This is a genomic window from Cedecea sp. B1(4) (assembly GCF_059414925.1).
This window is the reverse complement of record NZ_JCAHMZ010000016.1, coordinates 1-18,340: the sequence shown is the minus strand read 5'-3', so window position 1 is coordinate 18,340 and position 18,340 is coordinate 1. Positions and strand designations below refer to the sequence as shown.

19 protein-coding genes and 1 other annotated feature are annotated in these 18,340 nt (G+C 52.4%); of the genes, 11 read left to right on the top strand and 8 right to left on the bottom strand.

All coding sequences use genetic code 11. From position 1 onward, the window contains the following. Positions 1-8: 8 nt before the first annotated feature. Positions 9-797, bottom strand: coding sequence for a cytochrome C assembly family protein (locus tag ACR6JA_RS21580; protein ID WP_008458173.1), 789 nt, complete (start codon positions 795-797; stop codon positions 9-11). A gap of 167 nt (positions 798-964) precedes the next feature. Here ACR6JA_RS21580 and ffh point away from each other — a divergent pair, with 167 nt between their 5' ends. The 5 genes from ffh (at position 965) to rplS (ending at position 4,716) form a co-directional block, all read left to right on the top strand. Next, positions 965-2,326, top strand: coding sequence for a signal recognition particle protein (ffh, locus tag ACR6JA_RS21575; protein WP_039297411.1), 1,362 nt, complete (start codon positions 965-967; stop codon positions 2,324-2,326). Positions 2,327-2,574: 248 nt separating this feature from the next. Next, positions 2,575-2,823 (top strand): 30S ribosomal protein S16, encoded by a 249-nt coding sequence (gene rpsP, locus ACR6JA_RS21570; RefSeq protein ID WP_008458171.1) that lies wholly within the window; start codon positions 2,575-2,577, stop codon positions 2,821-2,823. Between the two features lie 18 nt (positions 2,824-2,841). Then, positions 2,842-3,390, top strand: a complete 549-nt coding sequence (gene rimM, locus ACR6JA_RS21565; protein ID WP_008458170.1) for a ribosome maturation factor RimM — start codon at positions 2,842-2,844, stop codon at positions 3,388-3,390. Between the two features lie 46 nt (positions 3,391-3,436). Further along, positions 3,437-4,204 carry a tRNA (guanosine(37)-N1)-methyltransferase TrmD gene (gene trmD / locus ACR6JA_RS21560; RefSeq protein ID WP_008458169.1) on the top strand — a complete coding sequence of 256 codons (768 nt, stop codon included), beginning with the start codon at positions 3,437-3,439 and terminating at the stop codon, positions 4,202-4,204. A gap of 164 nt (positions 4,205-4,368) precedes the next feature. Continuing rightward, a complete protein-coding gene (gene rplS, locus ACR6JA_RS21555; RefSeq protein ID WP_008458168.1) occupies positions 4,369-4,716 on the top strand; it encodes a 50S ribosomal protein L19 in 348 nt (115 codons plus the stop codon). A 232-nt stretch (positions 4,717-4,948) separates the two neighbouring features. On the opposite strand, the gene ACR6JA_RS21550 is transcribed toward rplS, so the two are convergent. Genes ACR6JA_RS21550 through yfiR form a run of 3 tightly spaced genes read right to left on the bottom strand, consistent with a single transcriptional unit; the run spans position 4,949 to position 7,138 of the window. Then, complete coding sequence (locus ACR6JA_RS21550) at positions 4,949-5,434, bottom strand: OmpA family protein (RefSeq protein WP_008458166.1); 486 nt, start codon at positions 5,432-5,434, stop codon at positions 4,949-4,951. Then, positions 5,431-6,675: a diguanylate cyclase DgcN/YfiN gene (gene dgcN / locus ACR6JA_RS21545; RefSeq protein WP_494494403.1), complete on the bottom strand. Its 1,245-nt coding sequence runs from the start codon at positions 6,673-6,675 to the stop codon at positions 5,431-5,433. The genes ACR6JA_RS21550 and dgcN overlap by 4 nt, the downstream gene beginning before the upstream one ends. Beyond that, positions 6,668-7,138 (bottom strand): regulatory sequestration protein YfiR, encoded by a 471-nt coding sequence (gene yfiR / locus ACR6JA_RS21540; RefSeq protein ID WP_494494409.1) that lies wholly within the window; start codon positions 7,136-7,138, stop codon positions 6,668-6,670. The genes dgcN and yfiR overlap by 8 nt, the downstream gene beginning before the upstream one ends. 539 nt (positions 7,139-7,677) lie before the next feature. Between yfiR and aroF the strand changes: the two genes are divergently transcribed. From aroF to ACR6JA_RS21525, 3 genes are all read left to right on the top strand, one after another. Then, positions 7,678-8,748 (top strand): 3-deoxy-7-phosphoheptulonate synthase AroF, encoded by a 1,071-nt coding sequence (gene aroF / locus ACR6JA_RS21535; protein ID WP_494494404.1) that lies wholly within the window; start codon positions 7,678-7,680, stop codon positions 8,746-8,748. A gap of 10 nt (positions 8,749-8,758) precedes the next feature. Continuing rightward, positions 8,759-9,880, top strand: coding sequence for a bifunctional chorismate mutase/prephenate dehydrogenase (tyrA, locus tag ACR6JA_RS21530; protein WP_008458161.1), 1,122 nt, complete (start codon positions 8,759-8,761; stop codon positions 9,878-9,880). Positions 9,881-9,957: 77 nt separating this feature from the next. Next, the gene (locus ACR6JA_RS21525; RefSeq protein ID WP_213716511.1) at positions 9,958-10,830 is read left to right on the top strand and encodes an SMP-30/gluconolactonase/LRE family protein; all 873 of its coding nucleotides are present in this window, start codon (positions 9,958-9,960) and stop codon (positions 10,828-10,830) included. Positions 10,831-10,867: 37 nt separating this feature from the next. Here ACR6JA_RS21525 and pheA read toward each other — a convergent pair whose 3' ends face one another. From pheA to bamD, 4 genes are all read right to left on the bottom strand, one after another. Further along, entirely contained in the window at positions 10,868-12,028 is a 1,161-nt protein-coding gene (pheA, locus tag ACR6JA_RS21520; RefSeq protein ID WP_494494405.1) for a bifunctional chorismate mutase/prephenate dehydratase, read from the bottom strand. Between the two features lie 21 nt (positions 12,029-12,049). Further along, positions 12,050-12,174 (bottom strand) — a sequence feature (Phe leader region). Then, positions 12,126-12,173: a pheA operon leader peptide PheL gene (gene pheL / locus ACR6JA_RS21515; protein WP_193216298.1), complete on the bottom strand. Its 48-nt coding sequence runs from the start codon at positions 12,171-12,173 to the stop codon at positions 12,126-12,128. (Overlaps the previous feature by 48 nt.) 108 nt (positions 12,175-12,282) lie before the next feature. Continuing rightward, on the bottom strand, positions 12,283-12,627 hold the full coding sequence (gene raiA / locus ACR6JA_RS21510) for a ribosome-associated translation inhibitor RaiA (RefSeq protein ID WP_008458158.1): 345 nt from the start codon (positions 12,625-12,627) through the stop codon (positions 12,283-12,285). A 268-nt stretch (positions 12,628-12,895) separates the two neighbouring features. After that, complete coding sequence (gene bamD, locus ACR6JA_RS21505; RefSeq protein ID WP_008458157.1) at positions 12,896-13,633, bottom strand: outer membrane protein assembly factor BamD; 738 nt, start codon at positions 13,631-13,633, stop codon at positions 12,896-12,898. 133 nt (positions 13,634-13,766) lie between these two features. Between bamD and rluD the strand changes: the two genes are divergently transcribed. The 3 genes from rluD to clpB all read left to right on the top strand — a co-directional run bounded on the left by rluD (position 13,767) and on the right by clpB (position 18,179). Continuing rightward, positions 13,767-14,747, top strand: coding sequence for a 23S rRNA pseudouridine(1911/1915/1917) synthase RluD (gene rluD / locus ACR6JA_RS21500; RefSeq protein ID WP_008458156.1), 981 nt, complete (start codon positions 13,767-13,769; stop codon positions 14,745-14,747). Next, the gene (gene yfiH, locus ACR6JA_RS21495; protein WP_494494406.1) at positions 14,744-15,475 is read left to right on the top strand and encodes a purine nucleoside phosphorylase YfiH; all 732 of its coding nucleotides are present in this window, start codon (positions 14,744-14,746) and stop codon (positions 15,473-15,475) included. The genes rluD and yfiH overlap by 4 nt, the downstream gene beginning before the upstream one ends. Before the next feature lie 130 nt (positions 15,476-15,605). Next, positions 15,606-18,179, top strand: a complete 2,574-nt coding sequence (gene clpB / locus ACR6JA_RS21490) for an ATP-dependent chaperone ClpB (protein WP_494494407.1) — start codon at positions 15,606-15,608, stop codon at positions 18,177-18,179. The last annotated feature ends 161 nt before the right edge of the window (positions 18,180-18,340 follow it).

Here is an 18,340-nt window from a genome sequence, read left to right as displayed (position 1 = left end):
GAGATTAACTAGCTAACGAACTGCTGCAGGACACGGCTGCCAAAATAAGCGAGGGTTAAAATGCCCGCCCCGGCAACGTTGAACCAGACCACGCGACGGCCGCGCCATCCTTCATGATAGTGCCCCCACAGCAGAACGACGTAGACAAACCAGGCGAGAATCGACAGCACGGCTTTATCGACGTTTTCCATGCTGAACAGGTTCTTCATGTAAAACAGGCCGGTGCACAGCGTCAACGTCAGCAGGACAACGCCCACCTGGGTGATATGAAACATTTTACGTTCGATCACCATCAGCGGCGGCATTTCTGCGCTGAAGGCCAGCTTTTTGTTCTTTAATTGGTAGTCAATCCACGCCAGCTGCAAAGCGTACAGCGCGGCAATGATCAGCGTCGCATAGGCGAAGAGCGACAGGCCGATATGCACCATCATTCCCGGTGTGGCTTCTAGATGGGTGATAAATTCGTTGGGCATAAAGGTCGCCAGCGCCAGATTTATCAGTGCAAAGGCGTAAACAATCGGTAACAGCAGCCAACCCCGATTACGAGAGGCGACAATGGTCATTACCGTACAAATCATCAGGCTGACGAGGGATCCTACGTTCAGCAGGCTCAGGTTTTGCCCGCCATCGACGGTAAAGAAGCGCGCTTCCAGCGCCAGCGCATGGCTGACCAGGGCAATAGCGGCGGACAAAATGGCAAAGCGTCGCCATCCGCTGTTCTTCCGCAGAAGACCGGGAATGATCAGCGCCAGGCTGACGGAGTAGGCTACAAGCGCAAGAATGGCGAAAACGGGCATATTAAAGTGTCGGTCAAATTGGCCAGAGAACAAAAAAGCCAGTATAACGTTACCTGTCGCCTGCTCCAACCGTTGGATCACACCCGAGGCGGCTTCATGATATAATCCGCCAAATTCAGTTTTGTGTCGCGAGCAGCGGCCCCAGTGACCACGTTAGGCAAAATACCATGTTTGATAATTTAACAGACCGTCTGTCGCGTACCCTGCGCAATATTAGCGGCCGTGGGCGGCTAACCGAAGAAAACGTTAAAGAGACGCTGCGCGAAGTGCGCATGGCGCTGCTGGAGGCGGACGTTGCGCTGCCGGTAGTGCGTGATTTTATCAGCCGCGTTAAAGAAAAAGCGGTGGGGCATGAAGTCAATAAAAGCCTGACCCCGGGTCAGGAGTTCGTCAAAATCGTTCGCGCTGAACTGGTTTCCGCGATGGGCGAAGAGAACAGCAGCCTGAACCTGGCAGCTCAGCCACCGGCAGTCGTGCTAATGGCTGGCCTGCAGGGCGCCGGTAAAACCACCAGCGTCGGTAAGTTAGGTAAATTCCTGCGCGAGAAGCAGAAGAAAAAAGTGTTGGTGGTTTCAGCGGACGTTTATCGCCCTGCGGCGATTAAACAGCTGGAAACTCTGGCCCAGCAGGTTGAGGTGGACTTCTTCCCGTCTGACGCTCAGCAAAAACCTGTCGATATCGTTAACGCTGCGCTGAAAGAAGCGAAGCTGAAGTTCTACGACGTGCTGCTGGTGGATACTGCCGGCCGTCTGCACGTTGACGAAGCGATGATGGAGGAAATCAAACAGGTTCATGCCGCGATTAAGCCGGTAGAAACGCTGTTTGTGGTCGATGCCATGACCGGTCAGGATGCGGCGAATACCGCGAAGGCATTCAACGAAGCGCTGCCGCTGACCGGCGTTGTGCTGACTAAAGTGGACGGCGACGCCCGCGGCGGTGCGGCACTGTCTATTCGCCATATCACCGGCAAACCAATCAAGTTCCTCGGCGTGGGGGAGAAAACCGAAGCGCTGGAGCCGTTCCACCCGGACCGTATTGCCTCCCGTATCCTCGGCATGGGCGACGTGCTGTCGCTGATTGAAGATATCGAAAGCAAGGTTGACCGCGCGCAGGCTGAGAAGCTCGCCAGCAAGCTGAAAAAAGGCGATGGCTTTGACCTGACCGACTTCCTTGAACAACTCAAGCAGATGAAGAACATGGGCGGCATGGCGAGCATGATGAGCAAGCTGCCGGGCATGGGCCAGTTGCCGGATAACGTCAAATCCCAGATGGACGACAAAGTGCTGGTGCGTATGGAGGCGATTATCAGCTCGATGACGCTGAAAGAACGCGCGCAGCCGGACATCATCAAAGGTTCCCGCAAGCGCCGTATCGCGCAGGGTTCCGGCATGCAGGTGCAGGATGTTAACCGCTTACTGAAGCAGTTTGACGACATGCAGCGCATGATGAAGAAAATGAAGAAAGGCGGCATGGCCAAAATGATGCGCGGTATGAAAGGGATGATGCCACCAGGTTTCCCTGGCCGCTGATTGACCTGGTTTACTTGCCATTTTGACGCCGGGATGTGCTCAAAATGCTCACGTACCGGGTGTACGCTCCGCTTTCTGCGCGCACGCCGACGCCAAACTGACCGCGACACCGACGGTCACAAAAGGCAAAGTTTATTAAGTGCTGATTGCTTTTTAGCTAGAAATGAGTAAAATTTTCGGGCTTTTAATATGACACCGGGCTCCATCCCTCGATGGGGCCCGGCGTTTTATTCACTAAAGAGGATGTTATGGTAACTATTCGTTTAGCACGTCACGGCGCTAAAAAGCGTCCGTTCTACCAGGTTGTCGTTACTGATAGCCGTAATGCACGTAACGGTCGCTTCATTGAGCGCGTTGGTTTCTTCAACCCTATCGCTAACGAGAAAGAAGAAGGCGTTCGCCTGGATCTGGATCGTGTAGCACATTGGGTTGGCCAGGGCGCAACCGTTTCTGATCGCGTTGCTACGCTGATCAAAGAAGCTAAGAAAGCAGCTTAATCTGTCACGGTGGTCATGATGAGCAAGCAACTCGCCGCACAGGTTCCTGTTAACCCAATTGTGTTGGGCAAGATGGGCTCCTCCTACGGTATTCGTGGTTGGCTCAGAGTGTTTTCCTCCACCGAAGACGCCGAAAGCATTTTTGACTACCAGCCCTGGTTTATCCAGCGCGGCGGTCAGTGGCAGCAAGTACAGCTGGAAAGCTGGAAGCACCACAATCAGGATCTGATCATCAAGCTGCAAGGCGTTGACGATCGGGATGCCGCGAATCTTCTGACCAATTGCGAAATTGTCGTGGATTCAACGCAACTGCCGGCTCTTGAAGCGGGTGACTACTACTGGAAAGACCTTATGGGCTGCCAGGTAGTGACCACTCAAGGCTACCAGCTCGGTAAAGTCATCGACATGATGGAAACCGGCTCGAATGACGTTCTCGTCATCAAGGCAAACCTGAAAGATGCATTTGGTATCAAGGAGCGGCTGGTTCCGTTCCTCGATGGGCAGGTTATCAAGAAAGTCGATCTCGCTACTCAAACCATTGAAGTAGACTGGGATCCTGGTTTTTAAAACTCCGAAATCATACGGTAGTCGCTAGCATAGTGGGGATTGGCTTGTGTTTATTGGTGTCGTTAGCCTGTTTCCTGAGATGTTCCGCGCAATTACCGATTACGGGGTAACTGGCCGGGCAGTAAAAAATGGCCTGCTGAGCATTCAAAGCTGGAGTCCGCGCGACTTCACCTATGACCGGCACCGTACCGTGGACGATCGTCCTTACGGTGGCGGACCGGGAATGTTGATGATGGTTAACCCTTTGCGGGAAGCTATCCACGCAGCGAAAGCAGCGGCAGGGGAAGGTGCTAAGGTTATCTATCTTTCACCTCAGGGGCGCAAGCTTGATCAAGCGGGCGTCAGCGAACTGGCAGCAAATGAGAAGTTAATTCTGGTTTGTGGCCGTTACGAAGGGATCGATGAGCGCGTGATCCAAACCGAAATTGACGAAGAATGGTCAATCGGCGATTACGTTCTCAGCGGCGGTGAGCTACCAGCGATGACGCTGATTGACTCAGTCTCCCGGTTTATTCCGGGCGTTCTGGGGCATGAAGCATCGGCAACCGAAGATTCGTTTGCTGAAGGGTTACTGGATTGCCCTCACTACACCCGTCCTGAAGTGTTGGATGGCATGGAAGTACCGGCAGTGTTATTGTCCGGGAACCATGCGGAGATTCGCCGTTGGCGCCTGAAACAGTCGCTGGGCCGTACCTGGCTTAGAAGACCTGAACTTTTGGAAAACCTGGCTCTGACTGAAGAGCAAGCAAGGTTGCTGGCGGAGTTCAAAAAAGAGCATACGCAACAGCAACATAAACATGATGGGCAGGCGTAAGCCCCCTTAACCCCAAAATAGTTGGAGTTGCAGCAAGATGGCAAGCGAGTGAATCCCGATGAGCTTACTTCAGTAAGTGATTCGGGTGAAGGAGAGCAGCCAGCGCAGATGCAGCTTCAAATATGACGGGGAAATATCAGTTTACCCAGGATAAGAGATAAATTATGAGCAATATTATTAAGCAACTTGAACAAGAACAGATGAAACAGGATGTACCTTCCTTCCGTCCGGGCGACTCCGTGGAAGTGAAAGTATGGGTCGTTGAAGGTTCTAAAAAACGTCTGCAGGCATTTGAGGGCGTGGTTATCGCTATCCGTAACCGCGGTCTGCACTCTGCATTCACTGTTCGTAAAATTTCCAACGGCGAAGGTGTTGAGCGTGTATTCCAGACTCACTCCCCAGTAATCGACAGCATTACTGTTAAACGTCGTGGTGCCGTTCGTAAAGCTAAACTGTACTACCTGCGTGAGCGTACTGGTAAGTCTGCTCGTATCAAAGAGCGTCTTAACTAAGATTCGCTTAGGCGACATCCTAATAAAAGGGCTGCCATCTGGCAGCCCTTTTTTATGGGAAAAAGAAAGCATCGTGCGCTTGTAAAGGTAATCACTCTGGCTAAAAAAAACATGTGAGTTGTGTTTTGTTGTTTGCCCCAAACAGTCGAAAACCACGTTTTTCGGCTGTTTGTCACCGGACTGAAAGGGCTGCCATCTGGTAGCCCTTTTTTATACTCTAAATCGGCCTTGATTAGGGGGCGGTGATGACGACCGCGACGCGACGGTTTTCCGCGCGGCCTTCGCCGGTGTTGTTGCTGGCCACCGGGTATTTCTTACCCAAACCTTGGGTTGTGAGGTTACTGCGTGGGATGTGAGCACCTTCGGCCCAGGCATCTGCCACGATATTCGCTCGCTTGAGGGAGAGTTGTTCGTTATAGCCGTCTTCACCGTAGTTATCCGTGTGACCATCCATGCGGGCGTGTTTCAGGCCGGTCGCAGAGAGTTTGGCGGCCATACTCTGGATGGTCTGGTAGCTTTCAGGCTGCAGCTTGTACTGGTTTTTACCAAATAGGATCTTGTCTGAGAGCCCAAGTGACCAGCCGTCGTTTGACTCAGAGAATCCGTACGAGCGCATCGCGGCAACCTGTTCAGGAGAGAACGTCGATGGCGGTGCCTGACAGCCAGTTAACAGAAACGAGAAGAGGATTGCCGGTGCAAATAAGCGTGAAGCTTTCATAATGTATCCCTTTGGGGCGGTTTTATTAGCAACTCACGTTGCTTGTTTTTTTCTATGTACATATTGCGATCAGCGGTTTCCATCAGGCTTTCCGCTGAGGTGATATCTTTCGCGAGCGCAACGCCGATGCTTAGGGTCATGGTGACCCAGTGCTCGCCTGGTAAAAGGATTGGCTGCTCGACCATTTCTTTTAACTGTTCCAGCACGGAAGTGGCCTGTTCTTCGCTATTCACAGAATGAAGCAGCATGGCAAATTCGTCCCCGCCGAGACGGAAGGCGAGGTGGCGCGTATTGGCATACACCTGTAACCGTTTTGCGACTTCAATAAGCACAGCATCCCCGGCCGCATGTCCCCAGGTATCGTTAACAAATTTGAAGTTGTCGCCGTCCATAAACAGCAAGGCGCTGTTCTGGAGTATTTCGGGATCTGCAATCAGTTTGTCCAGCGCGGTTCGGAAGGCTGCTCGGTTTGCCAGGCCCGTCAATGAGTCCTGCAGGGCCGTTTTCTGCAGCGAAGCATTTTTCAGCTGAAGCTGTTTTTGCCATTCTTCCATCTCATCCAGCAGGCTGTTGAAGTCCTGGGCAAAGAGGTGAAACTCCTCAATTTTTTCCGGTGATACGCGGCGAGAAAAGTTACGGTTGCTGCGAACGTCGTGGACAACGTCAGTAATATTCTGCAGCGCGGCATCAATATCGCGATGTAAATGACGTGAAATGCCTAATGCGATAACTGACGCGAGTAAAATACAGGCCGTCAGCACGCCTAATGAGAGCCAGACAAACAAAGTCACGGTAGCATCCGTGCCTATCAGCCGCATTTCACCGATGATTTTCCCGTTATGCCAGATAGGCTGCCTGATCGGATGAGGATATAGCCATCGGGTAACCAGGCCACTCACCATGTCATGCTGAGACGGCTTATCTGCCTGCCAGTGCGTTAGTTCCTGACCATTAACATCTACCACCTTTGCGGCGGTGAATTGCCCTTGCTTGCCCAGCACGGCCAGGGTTTCATTGGCCGCGCTGCCATCACGGAAAACAACGGCGGCTTCCAGGCTATGACTTACAGTCACCGCCAGCAATTCGAGGTTTTTTTGCGCATACTGTTTTAGCGTCAGCATCGAAGCGACGGAAAGCAGCAGCCAGACAGCCAGCATGGCAATAACCACGCTGATTATGCTTATTCTACGTAACGTTCCTTTAAACGTTGGACGTGACGGCGTAGTCAAATCCTTATTCATGACTATTATTCCCTGGCCGAGCCAGCAGTAATACATCCGGACTCACCCTGACGCCGCTGCGGCTGAGGGCATCAAGGTTTACCGAAAAAGAAACTGCGTCATTATTAATATTCAGGCAGAAAGCACTGCCAATTATGCATTGTGGGTTCTGCTCGGCAATTAACAATAAAGGCCGGGATTGATAACGTTCTATTAATTGCAACTGTTGTTGTGGTGACTCGTTACCAAAATATATCCCGTCGCAGTTCGCTCGCAGTGCCTCGTCTGATGACTGAACGAGGAGGGGTTGATATGAAATATCGCTATTTTTTGTGCTTAGCGTCGTGGCATAGGCTGCCGTTGAAAATATGCAGAGCTTTGGAAGCCCCTGTAGCTGAGGCCAGCGGGTATAGCTGACAATCCCGGCCACTGTAGTGCGGACTTTGTCGGGCAGCACGGGGCTTGTTGCCTGTGCAGCTTGCATCCTGAATATCGTTAGCGCGAGGACGATAAACGTTAAAAATAACGTCAGCCCGCGGAGTTGAGACGTGGTTTTCACGCGCCACCAGCCCAAAAGCATCCTGGCCGGTGAAGCCAGTCTTTATTATTTATGATGTTGCCTTTGAGCATATCACTCCCACGTATTTCCGTCATTCATTCCCTGGTGTGATGATATTCCTGATTAACCAAAATAATAACGAGAATAACCCTGGAATGATGGTGTAAATCGTTATCGGTTTCCCCACGAAAAACGTACACGTGGGGGATAATATCAGCATAGAAGGTGGAATGAATTTTTACGCGCGCTTTTGTTTAGTCATGCAAGTTTGACCGTAAAATGTGCATTTTTATGTTTTGTGTAATTTTTTATTTACGAAATTGGCGATTCTATGCGGCATTCAATTGGTTGTGTAACGATTAATTTACGTATAATGGATTGCAATCTTTACTGTCGGCGGTTACAGTAAGGCCTCCTCTACGAGGAAACGACTATCGCAAACGAGCTAATACAGGACAGACATCATGCAAAAAGACGCGCTTAATAACGTTCATATCTCTGACGAACAGATACTTATCACGCCGGACCAGCTGAAAGCGGAATTTCCACTAACTGCGGCTCAGGAAGCGCAAATTGAGCAGTCCCGCCAGACGATCTCCAATATTATTGCTGGCCGCGATCCGCGCCTGCTGGTTGTTTGTGGACCTTGCTCGATCCACGATCCGGAAGCTGCGATTGAATACGCTCGTCGTTTTAAAGTTCTGTCTGAACAAGTTAGCGATAGTCTGTACCTCGTGATGCGCGTCTATTTTGAAAAGCCTCGTACGACCGTGGGTTGGAAAGGGCTTATCAACGACCCGCACATGGATGGCTCGTTTGATGTGGAAGCAGGGCTGAAAATTGCGCGTCGCCTGCTGGTTGAGTTGGTAAGCCTGGGGCTGCCGCTGGCAACCGAGGCACTGGATCCAAATAGCCCGCAATACCTGGGTGACCTGTTTAGCTGGTCTGCAATTGGTGCCCGTACCACTGAATCCCAGACTCACCGCGAAATGGCTTCCGGTCTTTCTATGCCGGTTGGTTTTAAAAATGGAACTGATGGCAGTCTGGGCACGGCGATTAATGCGATGCGCGCCGCGGCAATGCCGCACCGCTTCGTGGGCATTAACCAGGCAGGTCAGGTTTGCCTGCTGCAGACTCAGGGTAACCCGGATGGGCACGTGATTCTGCGCGGCGGTAAAGCGCCTAACTACAGCCCGGCGGATGTTGCCCAGTGTGAAGTCGAAATGCAGAAAGCAGGCCTGCGTCCGTCCTTGATGATCGATTGCAGCCACGGCAACTCAAATAAAGACTTCCGTCGCCAGCCGGGCGTGGCCGAATCCGCCATTGCCCAGATTAAAGATGGTAACCGCTCTATTATTGGCCTGATGATTGAAAGTAATATCCATGAAGGGAATCAATCATCAGAGCAGCCGCGTAGCGAAATGAAATACGGCGTGTCCGTTACCGATGCATGCATCGACTGGGAAACTACGGACAGCCTGCTGCGTGAGATCCATAAAGATCTGAGCGGCGTGCTGGCGGCTCGTCAGGCATAAGAGGTTTACTATGGTGGCAGAATTGACCGCACTGCGCGATCAAATCGACGAAGTAGATAAAGCGCTACTGGATTTGCTGGCTAAGCGGCTGGAACTGGTAGCGGAAGTGGGTGAAGTAAAAAGTCGCTTCGGCTTGCCGATTTATGTGCCGGAGCGAGAAACCTCCATGCTGGCGTCTCGCCGCAAAGAGGCTGAGGCTCTGGGCGTTCCACCGGATTTAATTGAAGACGTGCTGCGCCGCGTGATGCGCGAGTCGTACTCCAGCGAGAACGACAAGGGCTTTAAAACTCTGCATCCTGCTTTGCGTCCGGTGGTGATTGTTGGCGGCGGTGGCCAGATGGGCCGTCTGTTTGAAAAAATGCTGACGCTTTCCGGCTACCAGGTTCGTATTCTTGAAAAAGAAGACTGGGACAAAGCACCGGCGCTGCTGGCCGATGCGGGCATGGTGATTGTCAGCGTACCGATTCATATTACCGAGCAGGTTATCGCTAAGCTGCCTCCGCTGCCGGCGGACTGCATCCTGGTGGATTTAGCGTCGGTGAAGAATGGCCCGCTGCAGGCGATGCTTGCCGTACATTCGGGCCCGGTTCTTGGCCTGCACCCGATGTTTGGCCCGGACAGCGGCAGCCTGGCAAAACAGGTTGTGGTCTACTGTGATGGTCGTCAGCCTGAAGCCTATCAGTGGCTGTTGGAACAGATTCAGGTCTGGGGTGCGCGCTTGCACCGCTCCAGCGCGGTTGAGCATGACCAGAACATGGCGTTTATTCAGGCGTTGCGCCACTTCGCGACCTTCGCCTATGGCCTGCATCTGGCGGAAGAAAATGTGCAGCTTGAACAGCTGCTGGCGCTGTCTTCGCCGATTTACCGGCTGGAGCTGGCGATGGTGGGCCGACTGTTTGCCCAGGATCCGCAGCTTTATGCCGACATCATCATGTCGTCGGAAAGTAACCTGGCGCTGATCAAGCGTTATTATAAACGGTTCGGCGAGGCGATCGGCCTGCTGGAACATGGCGACAAGCAGGCGTTTATCGACAGCTTCCGGAAAGTGGAGCACTGGTTCGGGGATTACGCGCAGCGTTTCCAGAATGAGAGCCGCGTTCTGTTACGACAGGCAAATGATAACCGTCAGTAGGTGCCAAAAGGTCTTATAATCAAAAGCCAGTGGGATTTTGCCCGCTGGCTTTTTTGTTTGTCAAAAGGATCCCTGAAATGGCTGAGCCGCAGTTGCTGTTCGACTATACCGGTCACTTACCCGAATGCCCTACGTGGAGTGCAGAAGAAGGCTGCCTCTACTGGACGGATATTCTGGAGAATGAAATCCACCGCTACCATCTGGCCAGCGGCAAACATGACGTTATTCAGTTTTCTGAAGAAGTAGGCTGCTTTGCCTTGCGTGAGTCCGGCGGATTTATTGTGGCGATGCGCAGCGGTATCTGGTTAACCAATAATACCGGGCTGATCGTGGGCAAAGTCTGTGATAACCCGAGTAACCCGGATTTGGCGCGTTTCAACGATGGCGGCACCGACAGACAGGGGCGTTTTTATGCCGGCACGTTCTGGGGGCCAGGGGATTACAACGGCGCGCTACTCTGCCGGGTGGATAACGATTTGACGCCGCATGTAGTTCAGCATGATATTCATGGCGCAAACGGGCTTGCATTTAGCCCGGACGGCAAATGGATGTATACCTCTGACACGCCCAATGCCGTGATTTACCGCACGCCGCTGGATGAGCAAGGCGAGCCAGGCCGACGTGAAGTCTTCAGGCGGTTTGCCGAAGGTGAGGGCATTCCTGATGGCGCGGCGATGGATTGCGAAGGCTATTACTGGACGGCGTTGTTTGATGGCTACCGCATTGTGCGCATTTCTCCTCAGGGTGAGATTGTGGAAGAGCATCGCTTGCCCGTGCGTTGCCCGACTATGGTCTGTTTTGGCGGCGACGATATGAAAACGCTGTTTATTACCACCACCAGAGAAAACATGGACGAAGATGAAGTGGCCCGATTACCGCTTTCCGGGGCGCTTTTCACCCTCCGCGTTACGGTGGCCGGAATGGAAAAACTGAAGTTTCGGGAAGTGTGATTTGTGCAGCCCGGTTTTAGCCGGGCTGGCATTGTTATCAGGCCGGGTCGACCGGTACCACGTTTTCGCTTGGGTAGCTGCCGAGCACTTTCAGAGAGCGAGTGATTTCCCCCAACTCGCGCAGCGCCTTACGCATACTCTCATCTTTCAGGTTTGCCTGAATATCCAGATAGAACATCTCTTCCCACGGGTTGCCGTTGATTGGGCGCGATTCCAGCTTAGTCATGATCAGACTGTGGTTGCGTAATACCAGAAGTGCTTCTACCAGGGCACCGGCCTGCTGGCCAGTCGCCATCAGCAGCGTGGTTTTCGCTGGTACCTGATCGGACACCTCGACGGCCTTACGAGCCAGAACGATGAAGCGGGTGATGTTCTGGGTCTGGTTCGCGAGGTTACGTTCCAGCACCTGCAGGCCATAAAGTGCGCCGCCGGCTTCGCTGCCCAGAGCGGCAACGTGAGGAGAGTTGGCCTGAGCGACTTTTTCCATCGCGGCAGAGGTACTTTCGGTGTATTCAATTTTCCAGTGTGGGTAGCGATTAATGAACTGGCTGCACTGCTGGAAAGGTTGAGGATGGCTATAAACCGTTTGGATTTCCTCGAGAGCGGTGGAACCGGAAACCAATACGCAGTGGTCAATCGGCACAGTCATTTCGGCGACAATCGACAGGCTGGTGTGCTGCAGTAGATCGTAGACGTCATTAATGGCCCCCGAACTTGTGTTCTCGATTGGCACTACAGCGTAATCGGCCTGGCCGGTTTCCACCTGATTGAAGATGTCGTGGAATTTGGCACAGCCACTTTCGATGAACTGCTCAAAGTGGCGCGCGGCATACTGGCGCGCAGCAAGATGAGAATAAGAACCTTTAGGGCCGAGGAAAGCGATGCGGGCAGAGTGAGGGTTCGTTTTGTTCAGGTGCTGCTGCAGCAGAGTTTGCTGGGTCAGAACAGAATCTTCAATAATGAGCTGGAACAGGCGCGTGATGTAGTGGGCATCGAGATGGTGACCTTTACCGAGAGTAATCAGGCGTTCCAGTAAATCTCTTTCACGATCGATATCGCGTACCGGGCGGTGAGAAGCGAGTTTGGCTTTGCCAACTTCAACCGCTAGCAGGCGGCGCTCTGCCAGCAGGGCTAACAGCTTTTCATCCAGCGCGCTGATTTTATCGCGCAGGGCCAGCAACGGATTAATTTCGGTCATAACGCTACCTTTTCGGTGTCCATAAAAAAAGCCTCCCGGTTGGGAGGCTTGTTTGTTCGTCTTCGCATTCTTTATCACACGACGAATTGCCTCCCAGTCAGGGGAAGGTAAAAAAGAATGCGAAGAAGAACGGGAAAAGTTTCATGTCAGGTTTCCTGAGGAATCTGAGAGGTAAAGTACCTGCTCTGTTTTCGTTCTGTCAATAAAAAACGCGCCCGGAGGCGCGTTGCGGTGAGTGGAAGGAGAGTGATGTATTACTCTTCGTCAGCTTCTGCTTCTGCGAAGGACACGTCTTTCACTGAACCTGCTGCGCGACGTGCTTCACCTTTGTGTTGCACTTTATTTAACTGCCGCTCCAGTTTGTTGATCAAATCGTTGATAGCCGTATACATATCTTCATGTCTGGCACTGGCTACGAGGTGCCCATTCGGTGTGTTAATCGTGGCATCAGCCACAAAACCTTGAGGCTCTTTGGACAAGATAATATGTGGATTAATGAGATGAGTTTGCCACTTGTCCAGTTTGCTGAGACGGTCGGCGACATGCTGGCGAATAGCTGGGGTGATTTCCATTTGCTTGCTGGTAATGTTCATTGTCATAAATTTACCTCTTGTCTTTGCCGTCTTGGTAACTCCAGCATACCGTTCTTAATGTCAAAATGTGTGATGTAAATCACGTTATTTTGTCACTTTTTGTCAAGGAGACCTTTTTGTGAGGCAGGACAGGGTATGTGCTTTTAAGGCTTGTGGTTATCAGAAATCACGTCCATATTTGATGGGATGACCTGACGCTAAACCGTTTCAGTTTTCGCGTCGGCAGATAAAAAAACGGCAGCCGAGGCTGCCGTTTTTCTTGTTATATTGTCGATCAGGTGTTGCTGCTGTTGGCGGCAATGATCTTCGCGACTTTCTCTGCCTGACCCGGCATCTGCAGCTCGCGGTAGGCATTTTCCATCAGCTTCAGGCCATCACGGGTGGCCTGAGTGTCAGGATAATCACGCAGCATACCTTCTACGCGATTAACTACTGCCACCCACGCGCCGCGTTTCGTGTAATATTGCGCCACGGAAAGTTCATACTTCGCCAGGCGATCTTTCAGGAACACGAGACGTTTAGTCGCATCGGTAACGTACTGGCTGTTCGGGTAGCCGCGCACCAGCTTCGAGAAGTCGTTAAAGGCATCGCGTGCGTGCTGTGGATCCCTGTCGGAACGGTCAACGCCGAAGAAGCCCTGCAGCGCACTGTCATCCAACGCCATGTCCGTCAGGCCACGCATGTAAAGTACGTAGTCGATGTTTGGATGAGTTGGATTGAGGCGCATAAAGCGATCGATCGCCGCCTGAGCCAGCGGTAAGTCCGCATTTTTGTAGTAGGCGTAGATCAGGTCGAGCTGCACTTGCTGAGAGTACGGGCCGAATGGATAGCGGTTATCCAGCGCTTCCAGTTGCGTTATCGCCGCTTTAAAGTTACCGTCCTGCAGCTTTTGCTGGGCAGTCGCGTAGATCTCAGAAGGCGGATTATCAGGAACCTCATCCTTGGAACTGGAGCAACCAGCCAAAGCCAGGCTCAACGTGGCCGCTGCCACCAGATATTTCATGCGCGTCATGACGTTTGACTTTCCTAAGTAATGTTATTTCCGGGAGAGTTCGTGTTCCGGCTCCCGATAAAGACCAGCTACAATAGCACATTATATTAAACGGCATTGCCGTAAAACCCAACGTTAACGAAAGAAGCTGTCTATGGCACAACTAGTACAACTCACCGAAACGGTGTCCGATTCACAACTGGGTCAACGCTTAGATCAGGCATTGGCCGAATTGTTCCCGGATTATTCGCGTTCGCGCATAAAAGAATGGATTCTTGACCAGCGAGTTACGGTCAACGGCGTTGTCTGGGACAAGCCGAAAGAGAAAGTGTTGGGTGGCGAAAGCGTAACCATCAATGCTGAAATTGAAGAAGAGGTCCGCTGGGAGGCTCAGGATATCCCACTGAATATCGTCTACGAAGATGAAGATATTCTGGTGATCAACAAGCCACGCGACCTCGTTGTGCACCCCGGTGCAGGCAATCCGGACGGTACTGTGCTCAATGCATTGCTGCACTATTACCCGCCAATTGCGGATGTGCCTCGTGCGGGTATTGTTCACCGTCTGGATAAAGACACCACCGGCCTGATGGTTGTGGCAAAAACTGTCCCGGCGCAAACTCGCCTGGTTGAAGCGCTTCAACTGCGAGAAATTACCCGTGAGTACGAAGCCGTTGCAATTGGTCATATGACCGGTGGTGGTACGGTTGAAGAACCAATCAGCCGTCATCCAACTAAACGTACCCACATGTCAGTGCATCCAATGGGCAAACCGGCGGTCACTCACTATCGCATTATGGAGCACTTCCGTGTGCATACGCGACTGCGTTTACGTCTGGAAACCGGCCGTACTCACCAGATCCGCGTTCACATGGCGCATATCAGCCATCCGCTGGTGGGCGATCAGCTTTACGGTGGCCGTCCTCGTCCGCCGAAAGGCGCATCGGAAGAGTTCGTCAGCGTACTGCGTAAGTTTGATCGCCAGGCCTTACACGCAACCATGCTGCGCCTGTACCATCCTATCAGTGGTATTCTGATGGAGTGGAGCGCGCCAATCCCACAGGATATGGTTGAACTGATCGAAGCTCTACGCGCTGATACCGAAACCCATAAAGACCAACTGGACTGGCTATGACCAAAACGATCGTCCCGCACTGGCCTCTTCCTGCAGGCGTTGCTGCCTGTAGCTCAACCCGCGTGGGTGGCGTTAGCGTCGCACCGTATGACTCGATGAATCTGGGTGCCCATTGCGGCGACGATCTGGCTGATGTTGAAGAGAATCGTCGGCTATTTTACGCAGCCGCAGGCTTGCCTTCGAAGCCGGTCTGGCTTGAGCAGGTCCACGGGAAAACTGTGTTGAAGCTAACGGGCGAGCCATATGCCTCAAAGCGAGCGGATGCTTCTTATAGCAATACGCCGGGGACGGTTTGCGCAGTGATGACGGCGGACTGTCTGCCGGTGCTGTTTTGTAATGAGGCTGGAACCGAAGTCGCGGCAGCGCACGCCGGCTGGCGCGGTTTATGTGAAGGTGTACTCGAAGAGACTGTAGCCTGTTTTCAGGATCGCCCGCAGAGTATTCGCGCCTGGCTCGGGCCGGCAATTGGCCCTGAGGCATTTGAGGTGGGACCGGAAGTCCGCGAAGCCTTTATGGCAAAGGATCAAACAGCGGCAAATGCTTTCCGCGCAGCAGGCGAAAAGTACTATGCTGATATCTACCAGCTTGCAAGGCAGCGGCTGGCGAACGTGGGTGTTACGCAGGTGTACGGCGGCGACCGCTGTACCTGGACCGAAAGTGGCGATTTCTTCTCATACCGCCGCGACAGAACAACGGGTCGTATGGCAAGTTTCATCTGGCTGATATAACCTATCGAATCAAGACGATCCAGTGCGGATAGCTCGCGCTTCATATATTTCAGGTCATTAACCTTGAATAATTGAGGGATGACCTCATTTAATCTCCAGTAGCAAATTTGACCTGTTTATGGGAGGAGTTATGCGTCTGGATCGTCTTACCAATAAATTCCAGCTTGCTCTCGCCGATGCCCAATCTCTTGCTCTTGGGCACGACAATCAATTCATCGAACCTCTGCATCTGATGAGCGCTCTGCTCAATCAGGAAGGGGGATCTGTGCGTCCGTTACTGACCTCTGCGGGAGTCAACGCGGGCAAATTACGTACCGACATCGAGCAGGCATTAAGCCGTCTGCCACAGGTAGAAGGCACCGGCGGCGACGTCCAGCCTTCTCAGGATTTGGTGCGTGTACTGAACCTGTGCGACAAACTTGCACAAAAAAGAAACGACAATTTTATTTCGTCAGAGCTGTTTGTTCTGGCGGTACTTGACTCACGCGGCACTCTGACCGACCTGCTGAAAGCCGTAGGCGCAACGCCAGCCAACGTCACCGCCGCGATTGAGCAAATGCGTGGAGGGGAGAGCGTGAACGATCAAGGTGCCGAAGACCAACGTCAGGCATTGAAGAAATACACTGTTGATTTAACTGAGCTAGCTGAACAAGGCAAGCTGGACCCGGTAATCGGCCGTGATGAAGAAATTCGCCGTACTATCCAGGTATTGCAGCGCCGTACCAAAAATAACCCGGTACTGATTGGTGAACCGGGCGTCGGTAAAACTGCCATCGTCGAAGGGCTTGCACAACGCATCATTAATGGCGAAGTCCCTGAAGGCTTGAAAGGCCGACGAGTGCTTGCGCTGGATATGGGCGCGCTGGTGGCCGGTGCCAAATACCGGGGTGAATTTGAAGAGCGTCTGAAAGGTGTGCTCAACGATCTCGCTAAGCAGGAAGGCAACGTCATTCTGTTTATTGACGAGCTACATACCATGGTTGGCGCAGGTAAAGCCGATGGCGCAATGGATGCCGGGAACATGCTTAAGCCGGCGCTTGCTCGTGGTGAACTGCACTGCGTTGGCGCGACCACGCTTGACGAATACCGTCAATATATAGAGAAAGATGCTGCGCTTGAGCGCCGTTTCCAAAAAGTGTTTGTAGCAGAGCCTTCTGTAGAAGACACCATTGCGATTCTACGTGGGCTGAAAGAACGCTATGAGCTGCATCACCATGTACAAATTACCGACCCGGCGATTGTCGCGGCAGCTACGCTGTCCCACCGCTATATTGCCGATCGCCAGTTGCCAGATAAAGCTATCGACCTCATTGATGAGGCCGCATCCAGCATTCGTATGCAGATAGACTCCAAGCCGGAAGAGCTTGATCGTCTTGACCGCCGTATTATTCAGCTCAAGCTGGAACAACAGGCTTTGAAGAAAGAATCTGATGAAGCCAGTCAGAAACGTCTCAGCATGTTGAATGAAGAGCTGGAAGATAAAGAACGTCAGTATTCGGAGCTGGAAGAAGAGTGGAAGGCGGAGAAAGCCTCGCTGTCAGGTACGCAGACTATTAAGGCTGAACTTGAGCAGGCGAAAATCGCAATTGAGCAGGCTCGCCGCGTGGGTGACCTTGGCCGCATGTCTGAATTGCAGTACGGCAAAATTCCAGAGCTGGAAAAACAGCTGGCCGCGGCAACCCAAAGCGAAGGGAAAACCATGCGTCTGCTGCGTAATAAAGTGACGGATGCAGAAATCGCCGAAGTCCTGGCTCGCTGGACCGGGATTCCGGTAGCCAGAATGCTGGAAGGGGAGCGCGACAAGCTATTACGTATGGAAAAAGAGCTTCATCAGCGTGTGATTGGTCAGGATGAAGCCGTCGAAGCTGTCTCTAACGCGATTCGTCGTAGCCGTGCTGGATTGTCCGATCCTAATCGCCCAATAGGCTCGTTCCTGTTCCTGGGGCCAACCGGGGTAGGTAAGACTGAGTTGTGCAAAGCGTTAGCGAACTTTATGTTCGACAGTGATGATGCGATGGTGCGTATCGACATGTCCGAGTTTATGGAGAAACACTCTGTATCGCGGCTAGTGGGTGCGCCTCCGGGTTATGTCGGTTATGAAGAAGGTGGCTATTTGACGGAAGCCGTTCGTCGCCGTCCTTATTCCGTTATTCTGCTGGATGAGGTAGAGAAAGCGCATCCGGATGTGTTTAACATTCTGTTGCAGGTTCTGGACGACGGCCGTCTTACCGATGGGCAGGGCCGTACTGTTGATTTCCGTAATACGGTTGTCATTATGACCTCTAACCTTGGTTCAGACTTAATTCAGGAGCGTTTCGGTGAACTGGATTACGGCCATATGAAGGATCTGGTGCTGGGCGTTGTTAGCCAAAGCTTCCGTCCGGAGTTCATTAACCGTATTGATGAGGTTGTTGTCTTCCATCCTCTTGGGGAGCGCCATATTGCTTCTATTGCTCAGATTCAGCTGCAGCGTCTTTACAAACGGCTGGAAGAGCGTGGCTATGGCGTAAGTATCTCTGACGACGCATTGAAGCTCATCAGCGAGAACGGTTACGACCCGGTCTACGGTGCTCGTCCGTTGAAACGCGCTATTCAGCAGCAAATTGAGAACCCATTGGCTCAGCAAATCCTTTCCGGTGAGCTGATTCCTGGAAAAACAATCAAGCTGGAAGTCAAAGACGACCGCATTGTGGCCGTGCAGTAAGTCACTCAACGTAAAAAACGAGCCTGCCCGGGCTCGTTTTTGTTTGTAAAATAGTCATTTCTGGCTGGGTTTTATACTTTTAGCCTGGAAAGTGAGCGGTCAGAAAGTTTTTTCAAATTAGGGGTTGTCAGGCTCTGAGAACTCCCTATAATGCGCCTCCA

What these genes read in the sequence shown, in the direction of transcription:
- tyrA (WP_008458161.1), top strand. Translation starts at nt 8,759, where the DNA reads ATGGTGGCAGAATTGACCGCACTGCGCGATCAAATCGACGAAGTAGAT.
- yfiH (WP_494494406.1), top strand. Translation starts at nt 14,744, where the DNA reads ATGACCAAAACGATCGTCCCGCACTGGCCTCTTCCTGCAGGCGTTGCT.
- ffh (WP_039297411.1), top strand. Translation starts at nt 965, where the DNA reads ATGTTTGATAATTTAACAGACCGTCTGTCGCGTACCCTGCGCAATATT.
- ACR6JA_RS21550 (WP_008458166.1), bottom strand. Translation starts at nt 5,434, where the DNA reads ATGAAAGCTTCACGCTTATTTGCACCGGCAATCCTCTTCTCGTTTCTG.
- pheA (WP_494494405.1), bottom strand. Translation starts at nt 12,028, where the DNA reads ATGACCGAAATTAATCCGTTGCTGGCCCTGCGCGATAAAATCAGCGCG.
- aroF (WP_494494404.1), top strand. Translation starts at nt 7,678, where the DNA reads ATGCAAAAAGACGCGCTTAATAACGTTCATATCTCTGACGAACAGATA.
- ACR6JA_RS21580 (WP_008458173.1), bottom strand. Translation starts at nt 797, where the DNA reads ATGCCCGTTTTCGCCATTCTTGCGCTTGTAGCCTACTCCGTCAGCCTG.
- raiA (WP_008458158.1), bottom strand. Translation starts at nt 12,627, where the DNA reads ATGACAATGAACATTACCAGCAAGCAAATGGAAATCACCCCAGCTATT.
- rimM (WP_008458170.1), top strand. Translation starts at nt 2,842, where the DNA reads ATGAGCAAGCAACTCGCCGCACAGGTTCCTGTTAACCCAATTGTGTTG.
- bamD (WP_008458157.1), bottom strand. Translation starts at nt 13,633, where the DNA reads ATGACGCGCATGAAATATCTGGTGGCAGCGGCCACGTTGAGCCTGGCT.
- yfiR (WP_494494409.1), bottom strand. Translation starts at nt 7,138, where the DNA reads ATGCAAGCTGCACAGGCAACAAGCCCCGTGCTGCCCGACAAAGTCCGC.
- rluD (WP_008458156.1), top strand. Translation starts at nt 13,767, where the DNA reads ATGGCACAACTAGTACAACTCACCGAAACGGTGTCCGATTCACAACTG.
- ACR6JA_RS21525 (WP_213716511.1), top strand. Translation starts at nt 9,958, where the DNA reads ATGGCTGAGCCGCAGTTGCTGTTCGACTATACCGGTCACTTACCCGAA.
- rpsP (WP_008458171.1), top strand. Translation starts at nt 2,575, where the DNA reads ATGGTAACTATTCGTTTAGCACGTCACGGCGCTAAAAAGCGTCCGTTC.
- dgcN (WP_494494403.1), bottom strand. Translation starts at nt 6,675, where the DNA reads ATGAATAAGGATTTGACTACGCCGTCACGTCCAACGTTTAAAGGAACG.
- rplS (WP_008458168.1), top strand. Translation starts at nt 4,369, where the DNA reads ATGAGCAATATTATTAAGCAACTTGAACAAGAACAGATGAAACAGGAT.
- clpB (WP_494494407.1), top strand. Translation starts at nt 15,606, where the DNA reads ATGCGTCTGGATCGTCTTACCAATAAATTCCAGCTTGCTCTCGCCGAT.